The following is a 13,535-nucleotide window of genomic DNA, read 5'->3' as shown; positions in this document are numbered from 1 at the left end:
GTACGTTCGCAACTATCCGGTCTCGCCTCTTGTCCGGGAGGGATTGCATGCCCCGAATCTCCGTCACCGTCGACGGCATCCGCTACGACGAGGAGGTGGAGCCGCGCCTTCTCCTCGTCCATCTCCTGAGAGATCGACTGGGGAAGACGGGCACGCCGATCGGCTGCGACACGAGCAACTGCGGCGCGTGCACGGTGCTCCTCGACGGCAGGAGCGCCAAGAGCTGCTCGGTCCTCGCCGTACAGGCGGACGGGTGCGACATCGTCACGATCGAGGGCCTGTCCACGGAAGGCACGTGGCATCCGATGCAGCGGGCGTTCCACGAGGAGCACGCGCTCCAGTGCGGCTACTGCACCCCGGGCATGATCATGGCGGCGATCGACCTGCTGCACGACGACCCCGATCCCTCCGAGGAGACCATCCGCGAGGGGCTGGAGGGCAACCTCTGCCGCTGCACCGGCTACTGCACCATCGTCCGCGCCGTACGGCGGGGCGCGCGGGAGATGTCGCGGGATCAGGAAGGGGCGGCGACGTCATGACCGAGCAGCTCGACGCCGGCGTGGCGGCCTGGCAGATCAAGGAGAGCGACGTCCTCGACGGCCGGGAGGTCGGCCGGGCCCGGCGGCGCAAGGAGGACGCCCGCCTGGTCACGGGACGCACCCAGTGGACCGACAACATCCAGCTCCCCGGCATGCTGCACGTGGCGTTCCTGCGCAGCCCGATGGCGCACGCGCGGATCATCCGGGTGGACACGTCGGTGGCGCGCACCCAGCCGGGGGTGGTCGCGGTGTTCAGCGGCGCCGACTTCGCCGCCGAGCAGGGCAGCCTGCCGTGCGCGTGGCCGGTCAGCGAGGACATCGTGATCCCCGACCACCCGCCGATGGCGGTGACCGAGGTCCGCTACGTCGGCGAGGCCGTCGCCTGCGTGGTCGCCACCGACCGCTACAAGGCCGCCGACGCACTGGACGCCATCGAGGTCGACTACGAGCCTCTCGACGCGGTGACCGACATGACCAGCGCGCTCGACGAGGGCGGCCCCAAGGTCCACGAGGCCGGGAACAAGGCGTTCACCTGGACGTTCGCCCAGGGCGACATCGAGGCGGCCTTCCGCGACGCGGCCGTGCGGGTGGAGCGCACGTTCGTCCAGCAGCGGTTGATCCCGTCGGCGATGGAGCCGCGCGCCGTCGTGGCGCAGACCGACGGCGACGCGTTCACGCTGCACTCCGCGACGCAGATCCCGCACATCCTGCGGGTGATGCTGGCGCTGACCACCGGGATCCCCGAGCACAAGCTGCGCGTCGTCGCCCCGGACGTGGGCGGCGGCTTCGGCTCCAAGCTCCAGGTGACCGCCGAGGAGGTGCTCTGCCTGCTGATCACCCGCCGCCTCGGCAAGCCGGTCAAGTGGACGGAGTCGCGTTCCGAGGGCAACCTGACCGTCCACCACGGCCGCGACCAGCTCCAGCGGATCAGCGTGGCCGCCGACGCCGACGGCCGGATCCGGGGCGTCAAGGTGGACCTGCTGGCCGACATGGGCGCGTACCTCATGCTGGTCACGCCGGGCGTGCCGCTGCTCGGCGCGTTCATGTACTCCGGCGTCTACAAGATGGACGCCTACGACTTCACCTGCACGGGCGTCTTCACCACCAAGGTGCCGACCGACGCCTACCGCGGGGCGGGCCGGCCGGAGGCCACGTTCGCGATCGAGCGGATGGTGGACGAGCTGGCCGCCGAGCTGGGCATGGACCCGATCGAGCTCAGGCGGCGCAACTGGATCCGGCACGGCGAGTTCCCGTACACGACGGTCTGTGGCCTGACGTACGACTCCGGCAACTACGAGGCGGCCACCGACCGGGCGCTCGCGCTGTTCGGCTACGACAGGCTGCGCGCCGAGCAGGCCGACCGCAGGGCGCGCGAGGATCCGGTCCAGCTCGGCATCGGCGTCTCGACGTACACCGAGATGTGCGGACTCGCGCCGAGCCGCGTCCTCGGCAGCCTCTCGTACGGCGCGGGCGGCTGGGAGCACGCCTCGGTCCGGGTGCTGCCCACCGGCAAGGTCGAGGTGGTCACCGGCACCAGCCCGCACGGCCAGGGCCACGAGACGGCGTGGAGCCAGATCGTCGCCGACGCCCTCGGCGTGCCGTTCGAGGACGTGGCGGTGCTCCACGGCGACACGTCCTCCTCGCACAAGGGCATGGACACCTACGGCTCACGCTCGCTCGTCGTGGGCGGCATCGCGGTCGTCCAGGCGTGCGAGAAGGTGAAGGAGAAGGCCCGCCAGGTGGCGGCGCACCTCATGGAGGCGTCGCCGGACGACATCGAGTTCTCCCGGGGCGAGTTCCGGGTGCGCGGCACGGGCACGTCGCGGACCATCCAGGAGATCGCGCTGGCCACCTTCGCCGCGCACGATCTGCCGGACGGCTTCGAGCCGCGCCTGGACGCCGACGCGACCTTCGACCCGGACAATTTCTCGTTCCCGCACGGCACGCACCTGTGCGCGGTCGAGGTGGACACCGAGACGGGCGCGACCAGGATCAGGTCCTACGTCGCGGTGGACGACGTCGGCAACGTCGTCAACCCGCTCATCGTGGAGGGCCAGGTCCACGGGGGGATCGCGCAGGGCATCGCCCAGGCGCTCTTCGAGGAGGCGGTCCACGACGCGGAAGGCAACCTGCTGACGACCACCATGGCCGACTACCTGCTGCCGTCGGCGGCCGATCTGCCCGCGTACACGACCGACCGCACCGAGACCCCGGCCACGACCAACCCGCTCGGCGTCAAGGGCGTCGGCGAGGCGGGCACGATCGCCTCCACCCCCGCCGTCGTCAACGCCGTCGTCGACGCGCTGCGCCCGTACGGGGTGCGTGACGTGCCGATGCCCTGCACCCCCGAGCGCGTCTGGCGCGCCCTCGGCCAGGCCCGTACGCCCCAGAGCACGGACGGAGGTCTGTCATGATCCCGGCGTCGTTCGACTACGTCCGGGCGTCGTCGCTGGACGAGGCCCTGGCGACGCTCCGTGAGCACGGCGAGGAGGCGAAGGTCCTCGCCGGGGGACAGTCCCTGCTGCCCCTGCTGCGGCTGCGGCTCGCCTACCCCGGCACGCTGGTGGACCTCGGCCGCGTCGAGGAACTGCACGGCGTCGCCGACCGGGGTGATCACGTGCTGATCGGGGCGATGACGACGCACTACGAGGTCGTCACCTCGCCGGTCGTACGGGAGCACTGCCCGCTGGTCGCGCTCGCCACGGCGACCGTCGCCGACCCCGCCGTACGGCACCGCGGCACGTTCGGCGGCTCGCTGGCGCACGCCGACCCGGCCGGGGACCTGCCCGCGGTGGCCCGCGCGCTGGACATGGAGTTCGTGGTCAGGTCGCCGGAGGGAGAACGGGTGATCCCGGCGGCGGACTTCTTCCTCGACTACCTGGAGACCGCGCTCGATCCCGGGGAGATCCTCACCGGGGTCCGGGTGCCCAAGCTCGGCCCGGGCTGGGGCTTCCACTACGAGAAGTTCCACCGTACGGCCCAGGCGTGGGCGATCGTGGGCGTCGCGGCAGCGGTGCGCCGGTCCGGCGGCGCCGTCGAGGAGGCCCGGGTGGCGTTGACCAACATGGGGCCGGTCCCGGTCCGCGCCGTCGGCGTCGAGCAGGCGGTACGTGGCGCCGATCCGGGCGCGAACGGAGCGCTCCGCGCGGCGGCGGAACGGGCGGACGAGGATGCCGATCCGCCCTCCGACCTGCACGCGCGGCCGGACTACCGCAGGCACCTGGCCCGGGTTCTCACCCGCCGCGCGCTGCTCGCGGCCGCCGGGGCCGCCTGATCCGGAGAGGTACGCGACCCGGGCGCGGTGGCGTCGTCCGGCGCCCCGCGGCCGGTGGCGACGACGGGCGCCCGGGTCGTACTGTCACATGAAGAGACCGGCGCAGCCGACGGAACGGAGTCGTTCATGGCAATGCGGTTCGAGCACGAGTTCACGGTGCCGGTCCCGGTCGAGCGGGCGTGGTCGGTGCTGCTGGACGTCGAGCGGGTCGCGCCGTGCCTGCCGGGGGCGACGCTGGACTCGGTGGAGGGCGACGCCTACATCGGCGGCATGAAGGTCAAGGTGGGCCCGATAACGGTGACCTACCGGGGCAGGGCGTCGTTCGAAGAGGTCGACGAGGCGGCGCGCGCCCTGACGCTCAAGGCGTCCGGCAAGGAGGCGCGCGGCCCGGGCACGGCCGGGGCCACCGTGCACGCCCGCCTGGTCCCCGAAAGTGATCACACCCGGGTGCGGGTCGAGACGTCGTTCAACGTCACCGGGCGGCCCGCGCAGTTCGGCCGGGGCGTCATGGCCGAGGTCGGAGCCAAGCTGATCGACCGCTTCGCCGGCAACCTCGCCGCCCTCCTCGCCGAGGAGCAGGGTGCGGCCGCCGTACCGCGGCAGGGCGCGGGCGGCGCCGCGACGCTCCGTCCGGCGACGACCGACGAACCGCGGCCGGCCGAACCCACCGGGGAGCCGAGGACGGCGGAGGAAGCGCGGGAGGCGGGCGCACCGGCGCCGCACCGGCATCTGGCGGCGGTGCCGTCCCCGGCGGAGCCTGCGGCCGGGACCGCCAGGGCGGCCAGGGCGACCAAGGTGGCCGAGGTCGCCGAGATCCGCCCCACGGGTACGCCGGCGCCCGCGCCCGCCGGGGGCGGGGAGGCCCTCGACCTGCTGCGCATAGCCGGGGTCCCGGCGCTCAAGCGGCTCGCCACGGTCGCGGGCGCGCTGGCCACGATCGCGCTCATCGTCCATCTGATCCGGCGACGCTCCGCCCGATAAACCAGCAAAAATCCCGCCAAATCAGGACGAGTCGCCAAGGGTGGGGGAAGACCCCCGAGTGTCGAGACCGGCATTCGGGGGGTTCGCATGGCGGTGCGGCCGGACGTGACCGTGGTGGTGATCGCCTACAACGACGCCGCCCGGCTGCCGAGGGCGGTCGGCTCGCTCCTCCGCCAGTCCCTGCACAACCTGGAGATCGTCGTCGTGGACGACGGGAGCACCGACGACACCGCCCGGGTCGTCCGCGACATGCCGGGGGTCCGCTACATCCGGCGCGGAACCAACAGCGGCGGCTGCGGCGCGCCGCGCAACGCGGGGATGGACGCCGCCCGCGCGCCGTACGTGATGTTCCTGGACAGCGACGACGAGCTGCCGCGGCACGCCTGCAAGAGCCTGCTGACCGAGATCGAGCGGACCGGCGCCGACTTCGTCACCGGCCAGATCTCGCGGCTGTTCGAGAGAAGCGGCAGCATGTCGCCCTACTACCCCTCGCTCTTCCGCCGCCGCCGGGTGGTCCCGGGCATCGCCGCCGACCCCGCGATGTTCCTGGACGGGTTCTCCACGAACAAGCTCTACCGCCTCGACTTCCTGCGCGAGCACGGCCTCCGGTTCCGCGAGGACCTGTTCTACGAGGACCACGTCTTCACCGCCGAGCTCTACCGCGCGGCGCGGCGGTTCGCGGTCGTGCCGTGGCCGGTCTACCTGTGGCACCGCTCGGACGGCGGGGACCCGTCCATCTCGCTGCGCCTCGGCGCCGTCGAGAACATCCGGCACCGGGTGGCCGCGGCGGAGGCCGCCGACCGGGTGCTGCGGCAAGGCGGCCTGCCCGAGCTCGTCCCCAAGCGGCAGCACCGGTTCGTCGTCCAGGACCTGCGGGTCTACCTCAACGCGCTGCCCCGCTTCGACGCGACGTGGACCGGGGAGTTCGCCGCCGTGGTCCGGCCGTACCTGGCGGCGCTCGAACCCGGCGTCCTCGATCGCGCGGACCCGATGGTCCGGGTGTGCGCGCGGCTCATCCTCGCCGACCGGCTCGCGGACCTGCGGGTGGCGGCCCGCTCACTCACCGGGGCCAGGGCCGCGCCGCGCGCGGCGGTCGTCCGGGACGGCCTCACCTACTGGGGCTCCGACGCCGACCCCGCCTTCGACATCACGGCCATGCGGCTGGCCGAGCTGCCGTTCGCCGCCGCCCGGATCAGGCACGAGGTCGTCGAGGCGTCCCTGTCCGGGACCGTACTCTCCCTCACCGTCCGCACCTACGACCCGTTCGCGGTGCTCCACCGCCACCCGCCCGAGGCGGCCCACCTCGTCCTCGGCGGCCATCGCGTACGGCTCTCGCCCCGGCGGCTCCCCGAGGGCGGCTACACCGTACGGGCCGAGGTGGACCTGGCCGAGGCGAACCCCGGCCCCTTCTGGTGGGCCGGGTACCACGATCCGAGGATCACCTTCACCCGCGCGGACGGGCACGCCACGGGCGACCGCCTCCTCGCCGACCCCTCCCTGCCGCCCCTCGTCGCGTCCACGCCCGCCCACCGGGTGACCGTACGGCCCGAAGGCGACAGCGCCACGCTGCGCACGGTGTGGGAGCGGCGCGGCCCGTCCCGGCACGTGGTGCCCCCACTGCTCGCCCTGCGCCGGCGGATCATCAGGCACCCGAGGTACCGGAACCTCAAACTCCGGGCCTACAAGGGCCTGATCAGGGTCGTGCCCCGGCGGCGCGACCTCGTGCTGTTCGAGGCCGACTGCGGCCGGGGCTACACCGGGCACCCCCGGTACATCCACGAGGAGATCCGCCGCCGGGGGCTGCCGCTGCGCGCGGTCTGGTCGGTGTCCGCGCACCGGAAGAATTTCCCCGCCGACGTCACCAAGGTCCGCAGGATGAGCTGGCGCTACCTGTGGACGATGGCGCGGGCCGGATGGTGGGTGGACAGCCACGGCATGCCGCTCGGCTTCCCCAAGCCGCCCGGCACCCGCTACCTGCAGACCTGGCACGGCCAGGGGTCCAAGTCGGTCGGGCTCGACTCCCCCGACCTGCGCGGCGACTTCCCTGGCCCCCGCGAGCAGTGGCGCGCGAACGTGGCCCGCTGGGACGCCCTGGTCGCGCCCAGCGCCGAGTTCGAGCGGATCTTCGTGCCCGCCAACGAGTATGCCGGGCCGCTGCTGCGCTTCGGCTCCCCCCGCTGCGACGTGCTCGTCCGCGGGGACGCCGGAGCGGCGGCGCGGGTCAGGAGCCGCCTGGAGATCGACGAGGGCGTCCGGATCCTGCTGTACGCGCCGACCTATCGGGACCGCGCGAAACACTCCGGCAGGTCGGTGCGGGTGGACCTCGACCGGCTGGCGGCCGAGCTGCACCCGGAATGGGCGCTCGTCCTGCGCACCCACCCGGTGGAGCGGTTCGCGGTGCCCGAGCGGCTGCGCCACTTCGTCCGGGCCGCGGGCGGCTACCCGGAGATCAACGACCTGATCCTCGCCGCGGACGCGCTGCTCACCGACTATTCGTCCGTCATGTGCGACTTCGCGGTCACCGGCAAGCCGATCGTGCTGTACACGGACGACTGGGAGGAATACCGCCAGGTCGAGCGTGGCCTCCACCACGACCTCACCGAGATCGCCCCCGGCCCGTGCGTCACCACCACCGATGAGCTGGTCCGGGTGCTCCGCGACCTTCCCGCTCCCCTCCACGACGAGCGGTACGCGGCCTTCCGCGAGATGTGGTGCGCCAGAGAGACGGGAGAGGCGGCGGCCCGCGTGGTGGACGCGTTCTTCGCGGAGGCCGCCGCGCCGCGCCCCTCGCTCGCCCGCTCCCTCGCCGCCGCCGTCGCCGGGGTCGTCGCCCCCGCCCTCCCCGCGCGCAGGCGCCGGGTCCGCGAGGCGCCCCTCCCCGAACGGCCGGCGTGATGCGGACCGTCCTGTTCGCGTGCCTGGACGCCGACACGCTGGGCGGCATCCAGCGGGTCACGCACACCGTCGCCCAGGGGCTCGCCGAGCGCGGCTACGAGGTCCACGTGGCCGGGCTGCACGCCTCCGCGGACCCCGTCCGCTACGTCGAGCGCCCCGCCTACACCCGCCACGTCGTGAGCGCGGCACCGCCGGACCGCCGCTGGGGCCGGTCCGGCCGCCGGGCGGTCGCCCGGCTGCTCGCCGGGATCGGGCCCTGCTACGTCGTGATGACCTCGCCCGCAGTGGTCACCAGGATGCGGGACCTGCTGGACCCGCGCCGCCACCTCGGCATCGGCCAGTACCACGGGTCGTTCGACCACGCCCTCGGCTCGTGGCACTTCCGGTCCGTACGGGCGCACTACGGCGCGCTCGACCAGGCCGTCTTCCTCAGCGCGGACGACGCCCTGCGCTTCGCCGAGGAGGCGCCGCTGCCGAACGCCTGCCACCTGCCGAACCCGCTGCCCGGCTGGCCGTCGGCGGTGTCACCGGTCGACGGCCGCCGGATCCTGGGCGTGGGGAGGCTGGCCGCGGTCAAGCGCTTCGACCGGCTGATCTCCGCGTTCGCCCTGGCCCGCCGCACGGCGGCGGGCCAGGGCTGGGAGCTGCACCTGATCGGGGACGGGCCGGAGGAGGGGCGGCTACGGCTGCACGCCGCGAAGGAGGGCGTGGCGAGCAGCGTGGTGTTCCGGGGACGGGTACCGGCGGCGGGGATGCCGCGGGAGTACCTCAAGGCGTCCGTGGTGGGGTTGTCGAGCGAGCACGAGGGACTGCCGCTGGTCATCGGGGAGGCGGCGTCGTACGGAGTGCCGTGCGCGGCGTTCGACGTCTCCGGGGGCGTCCGGTCGCTGGTGCTGCGCGAGCGGACCGGCCTGCTCGTCCCGCCGGGGGACGTCCCCGGGCTCGCCGCCGCGCTGTCCCGGCTGATGGGCGCCGCGGACGAGCGGCGGCGGCTGGGCGCCGCCGCCCGCCGGCACGCGGAGCGGTTCCGGCTGGAACACGTGCTCGACCGGTGGACGGCGCTGTTCGCGCACGTCAGCCGTTGACGAGCTCGCGGGGGCGCCGCACGGGGAGGCCGGCGCGCGTGCGCTGACCGTCGGTCAGGAGCGCCGGCAGCGGGCCGGGCTCGCGCAGGCGGACCAGCAGGTCGCGGTTGCGCTTGCGCCACCGGGCGGCCCTGCGCTTGCCCGCCGCGGCCTTGTACGCGGAGAGGTGCTGGCGCTCGGCCTTCGGCGCGCCGCTCAGCTCGTACCCGCAGGACACGAGCCGGTCGCCGAGCACCTCCTCGCAGAGCGCGATCTCCCACGGCTCCAGCCGGGCCGCCCAGCTCCCGGAGCGCGCGGTGGTGACCTCGCCGTGCGTGTTGCGGTGCCAGACCTTGTGCGCGGGCACCGCCACGCGGGCCACATGCCGCGGCTCGCACATCGCCGGGTCGTAGTCCTCGCCGATGAACGCGCACAGCTTCCTGAGCTCGCTCTCCGGGTCGGCCGTCAGGTCCTCGTACCGCAACTGGAAGAAGGTGTCCGCGGGGAGCCTGCGGGCGTTGCGGGTGCCGAAATCGATGGCCTCCGCCCAGTTGGACACGGCGTGGAAGCTGTCCAGCGTGTACCAGGGCATCTCCTTCAGGGAGGCGACGCAGTCACGGCCGTCCCTGATGAGGTGGATGAACTGGGCGTCGGGGAACATGCGCATCAGCATGTCCACGTGCTTGAAGTAGCTGGGCCGCTTGTCGCCCCAGCGCGACTTGCCGAACCGCTCGGCGTAGCTCTTGAAGACGGTCCCGATGACCGAGCCGAAACTGCCCGGCCCCATCATCGCCGTCTGGACGAACTCCGCCTTGTCCAGGCCCAGCTCGCGGAACTTGGTGTTCCTGCCGTTCGCGATCCACTCCGCGAGCCTGCGGCGGTTCTCCGCCTGCCGCATGTCCCCGTACGACTTGCGTGAGAAGTAGGCCGGGACCAGGAACCGCGTCTCCGGCGGAACCGCGATGCGCGGGTGAGAATGCAGCATGAGCTGCAGCATCGTCGTGCCCGAGCGCGGGCAGCCGACGACGAAGATCGGCCTGTCCGACTGCATGGAAATCAATCCCCCTGTGTTGGAAACTCAGCGTGTGACGGCGCGGAAGGCCGATGGCTCAGCGCGCGGCGACGTGGTGCTCGGGCCGGCGGGCCGGCCGCGCGGGGAGCCCCGCGAGCCCGCGCTGTCCCTCGGTCAGCAGCGCGGCCACCGGGCCGGGCTCGCGGAACCGGTCGATCCGCTCGGTGATGCCCTTGCGCCAGTGCCTCCTGCGGAAGCGCGCCTCCACCTTCCGGTAGGCCGCCAGGTGCTCGCGGGCCGGCTGCGGCGCTCCGCTGAGCGTGTAGCCCTGGTCGAGGAGGCGCTCCCCAAGCACCGCCTCGACCAGCCCGATCTCCCACGGCTCAAGCCGCTCGGCCCAGGTGCCCGACCGATCCGTCGTCACCTCCGAGCGGGTGTTCACGTGCCAGGTCTTGCGCTCCGGCACGACGTCCGCGACCCGGTACGGCTCACGCATCGCGGGGTGGTACTCCTCGCCGATGAACGCGCACAGCCGGGACAGCGCGTGCTCCGGATCGGCGGTCAGCTCCTCGTACCGCAGCTCGTAATAGCTGTCGGGTGCGAACTTCCGCGCCGCCCGCCGCCCGAGGTCGATCGCCTCGGCCCAGCGGTGCGCCGCGTGGTAGACGTCCTCGCCGAACCACGGCATCTCCTTGAGCGAGGCCACGCAGTCCCGGCCGTCCCTGATCAGGTGGATGATCTGGGCGTCGGGGAACATGGCCAGGATCTCGTCGAGATGGCGGATGTACGGCGGCCGCTTGTCACCCCAGCGGGGCTTGCCGAACCGCTCGGCGAACATCTGGTAGACGAGGCCGACGACCGAGCCGAGGCTGCCCGGCCCCTCCACGGCCCGCGTGACGTACGCGTCGCGGTCAACCTCTAGGTCTTCGAACTGGGTGCGGTTCCCGTCGGCGATCCACTCGGCGAGCTTGCGCCTGTTGGCGGCCTGGCGCATGTCGCCGTACTTGTGGCGCCGGTTGTAGGCGTGGACGACGATGCGGGTCTCCGGCGGCACCGCCAGCCGGGGATGAGCGTGCAACATGAGTTGGAGGAGGGTGGTGCCCGACCTCGGGCACCCTACGACGAAGATCGGCCGGTCAGACAAGAACCTTCTCCCTTTCATTCACCGGCACGGCCCGGGCCACCTCTCTGGTCGCCAGCCAGGCGCGGTAGACGAGGACGGATTCGAACGCCAGCAGCAGCGCGCCGCTGACGGCGGACGTCCAGAGCCAGGCCACGGCGCCGAGGAGCGGCCCGACCACGAAGACGGCGGCGTGGAACTCGATGCCGCTGATCAGGTGCGAGCGGACGCGGTGTGCGACGAGGAACATGCGGACGCGGTCGTACCAGGGGAACTGCGCGCGGAAGCCCCGCTGCAGGTCGACCAGCTCCCGGCCGTCCTCGTCACCGGCCCGCTCGAACTCGCGGCGCACTTCCTCGGTGCTGCTTCCGGGGGCGGAGGCGCCGAGCAGTTCGTCCATGAAGACGCACTCGGCGCCCGAGTTCTCCCTGGCGACGGCTCGCGTGGTGTCCCTGACCCGCTTGAGCTGCGGGCCGTTGATGTAGCGGAACAGGTCGAGGACGACGACCCCGGCCCCGGCCACGATGTAGATGACGTCACCGGTACGCGCGTACAGGGCGGAGGCGATGCCGAACGCGCAGCAGAGCACCCGGAGACGGTCGCCCACGTAGTCCAGCCACAGCCCGAACGGGGTTCCGGTGCCCTTGAGACGCGCGATTTTCCCGTCCATGCAGTCGACGGTGAAGCTCACGAAGAACAGGACCGCCCCCGCGATCAGCAGTTCCTGGGCGAAGCACACCGCGGAAGTGAGGCCGAACACCATGGAGAGCCGGGTGAGCCCGTTCGGCGTGATCGAGGTGTGATTGGCCACCAGGAGCGCGAGCCGGCAGGCGATCGGATCGACCAGGAAGACGGTCCACCACGAGTCCCTGCGCTTTCGCACGGCGAGCACATCGTCCAACGTGAAGCTTCCCATGGACGTAAGCATGACTACAGGGAGTAGCCGGTCACATGCGAATCGGTGCTAGGGAGGTCAACTCGTTGCCAGTTCTTGACTCTCCCCCCGACCTCGTCGAAGGGTCCGGCGATCGGGGCGTTCATCCGTTACAGTCCGTTACAGTCCTGTTCCGGGGGGAGATCATGCAGGTCGGAATGTTGTATCAACGGCTGCGCAAGCGCTTGGCGGCAGGGGGGACCACACCGGGAACGGCGCTGGTCAGGAAGGACGCGGGCCCGCTACAAGCCCAGCGCGAGACCTTCGGGCTGGTGTGCTCGGTGCTCGCGGGCGCGGGAGTGCCGTACTTCTGCGTGCGCCCGCCGCGCGGCAGACCGCCGGCCGTGGCCGTCCCGGCCACCCATCAGTCGGAGGCGCTGTCGGCCCTGGCCCGCTGCGAGCAGCCGCTGCTCGCCGGGCGGCAGCCGTACGGCAGGCGGGGCGAGCGATCGGCGGAGGTGGGCGAGATGCACCCGCTGCGCCGCGCCGGCGATCTGGGGGGCGCCCGCGTGCTGCGGCTCGCGCTCTACTTCACCAGCCCGTCGCGCACCCTCGCCCTCGGCTCCGAGTACGGCTGTGACCTGGAGTTCTGGGCGGCCGAGGGAGACACGCTGGTGGCGCCGCGCCCCAACCGCTCGTGCGACATCGTGCCGCTGCACGGGCGCACCGTCCAGGGCGGCGAGGAGCTGTTCAACAACCTCGTCTCGCCGTCGCGGAGCATCGGGACCTATCCCACGCGGCCGGAGTTCACCCACCGCCTGATCGACGACATCGACTTCCCGATCGACGCGGTCTACACCTGGGTGGACGGCTCCGACCCCGCCTGGCGGGCCCGCAGGGACCTCGCGCTGACCGGCGGGCTCAGCGAGCAGGCCACCACGGACGCCCGCTTCACCAGCCGGGACGAGCTGCGCTACTCGCTGCGCTCGCTGCTGACGTACGCGCCGTGGGTGAACCGGGTGTGGGTGGTGACCGACGGGCAGCGGCCCTCCTGGCTGGACACCTCCGACCCGCTCATCTCGGTGGTCGACCACAAGGAGATCTTCGCGGACTCGTCCGTGCTGCCGGTCTTCAACTCGCACGCGATCGAGACGCAGCTCCACCACATCGACGGGCTTTCCGAGCACTTCCTCTACCTGAACGACGACTTCTTCCTCGGGCGGCCCCTGCCGGCGCACACCTTCTTCGAGGGGAACGGCATGCCGCACTTCTTCCCGAGCGTGGTGCACGTGCCGTTCGGCTCGCCGGCGGACGAGGAGTCGCCGGTCCACGCGGCCGGCATGAACAACCGGCGCATCCTGGAGACGCTGTCCGGCCGGACGATCACCCAGAAGATGAAGCACGTGCCCTACGCCCTGCGCCGCTCCCTGATGTACGAGATCGAGGAGCGGCTCGCCGACGATTTCGCGGCGACGGCGCGCGGGGCCTTCCGCAAGTCCAGCGACATCTCGGTCGTGTCGTCGCTCGCCCACTACTACGGCTACCTGACCGGCCGCGCGATGCCCGGTCTGGTCGAGTACACGTACGTCGACCTGGCGCTGGAGGAGACCCCGGTCAAGCTGCGCCGGATGCTCGCCAAGCGCAAGCACGACGCCTTCTGCCTCAACGACACCGCGCCGACGACGGAGGATCAGGACGCGCTGCTGATGCGCTTCCTGGAGGCGTACTATCCGACGCCGAACCCGTTCGAGCTCTCCTGACTCCGGCGCCCCGCGC

General features: G+C 72.3%; 10 protein-coding genes. 7 read left to right on the top strand and 3 right to left on the bottom strand.

Annotated features, from left to right (window positions below; all coding sequences use genetic code 11):
- Positions 1-47: 47 nt before the first annotated feature.
- The 6 genes from ACQP1V_RS07165 to ACQP1V_RS07140 all read left to right on the top strand — a co-directional run bounded on the left by ACQP1V_RS07165 (position 48) and on the right by ACQP1V_RS07140 (position 8,774).
- Positions 48-539, top strand: a complete 492-nt coding sequence (locus tag ACQP1V_RS07165) for a (2Fe-2S)-binding protein (RefSeq protein ID WP_433420054.1) — start codon at positions 48-50, stop codon at positions 537-539.
- On the top strand, positions 536-2,953 hold the full coding sequence (locus ACQP1V_RS07160) for a xanthine dehydrogenase family protein molybdopterin-binding subunit (RefSeq protein ID WP_433420051.1): 2,418 nt from the start codon (positions 536-538) through the stop codon (positions 2,951-2,953). The genes ACQP1V_RS07165 and ACQP1V_RS07160 overlap by 4 nt, the downstream gene beginning before the upstream one ends.
- Complete coding sequence (locus tag ACQP1V_RS07155; RefSeq protein WP_433420049.1) at positions 2,950-3,813, top strand: FAD binding domain-containing protein; 864 nt, start codon at positions 2,950-2,952, stop codon at positions 3,811-3,813. Before ACQP1V_RS07160 ends, ACQP1V_RS07155 begins: the two co-directional genes overlap by 4 nt.
- A 126-nt stretch (positions 3,814-3,939) precedes the next feature.
- Positions 3,940-4,794, top strand: coding sequence for an SRPBCC domain-containing protein (locus ACQP1V_RS07150; protein WP_433420046.1), 855 nt, complete (start codon positions 3,940-3,942; stop codon positions 4,792-4,794).
- An 87-nt stretch (positions 4,795-4,881) separates the two neighbouring features.
- Complete coding sequence (locus tag ACQP1V_RS07145) at positions 4,882-7,689, top strand: CDP-glycerol glycerophosphotransferase family protein (protein ID WP_433420044.1); 2,808 nt, start codon at positions 4,882-4,884, stop codon at positions 7,687-7,689.
- Complete coding sequence (locus ACQP1V_RS07140) at positions 7,689-8,774, top strand: glycosyltransferase (RefSeq protein ID WP_433420041.1); 1,086 nt, start codon at positions 7,689-7,691, stop codon at positions 8,772-8,774. The genes ACQP1V_RS07145 and ACQP1V_RS07140 overlap by 1 nt, the downstream gene beginning before the upstream one ends.
- Here the strand turns inward: ACQP1V_RS07140 and ACQP1V_RS07135 are convergent.
- The 3 genes from ACQP1V_RS07135 to ACQP1V_RS07125 are packed head-to-tail and all read right to left on the bottom strand — an operon-like array spanning position 8,764 to position 11,801.
- On the bottom strand, positions 8,764-9,804 hold the full coding sequence (locus ACQP1V_RS07135; protein ID WP_433420038.1) for a sulfotransferase family protein: 1,041 nt from the start codon (positions 9,802-9,804) through the stop codon (positions 8,764-8,766). The two genes, ACQP1V_RS07140 and ACQP1V_RS07135, sit on opposite strands and share 11 nt — an antisense overlap.
- A gap of 58 nt (positions 9,805-9,862) precedes the next feature.
- A complete protein-coding gene (locus tag ACQP1V_RS07130) occupies positions 9,863-10,927 on the bottom strand; it encodes a sulfotransferase family protein (RefSeq protein ID WP_433420035.1) in 1,065 nt (354 codons plus the stop codon).
- Positions 10,902-11,801, bottom strand: coding sequence for a CDP-alcohol phosphatidyltransferase family protein (locus tag ACQP1V_RS07125; RefSeq protein WP_387408196.1), 900 nt, complete (start codon positions 11,799-11,801; stop codon positions 10,902-10,904). Before ACQP1V_RS07125 ends, ACQP1V_RS07130 begins: the two co-directional genes overlap by 26 nt.
- A 176-nt stretch (positions 11,802-11,977) precedes the next feature.
- On the opposite strand from ACQP1V_RS07125, the gene ACQP1V_RS07120 reads away from it, so the two are divergent.
- Positions 11,978-13,519, top strand: coding sequence for a stealth family protein (locus tag ACQP1V_RS07120; RefSeq protein ID WP_433420032.1), 1,542 nt, complete (start codon positions 11,978-11,980; stop codon positions 13,517-13,519).
- The last annotated feature ends 16 nt before the right edge of the window (positions 13,520-13,535 follow it).

This window comes from Microtetraspora malaysiensis, from assembly GCF_050947145.1.
In the GTDB taxonomy this organism is placed as follows: Bacteria; Actinomycetota; Actinomycetes; order Streptosporangiales; family Streptosporangiaceae; genus Microtetraspora_A; species Microtetraspora_A malaysiensis.
Note: the sequence above shows the minus strand (reverse complement) of the source record. Positions and strands in the feature narration are given on the sequence as shown.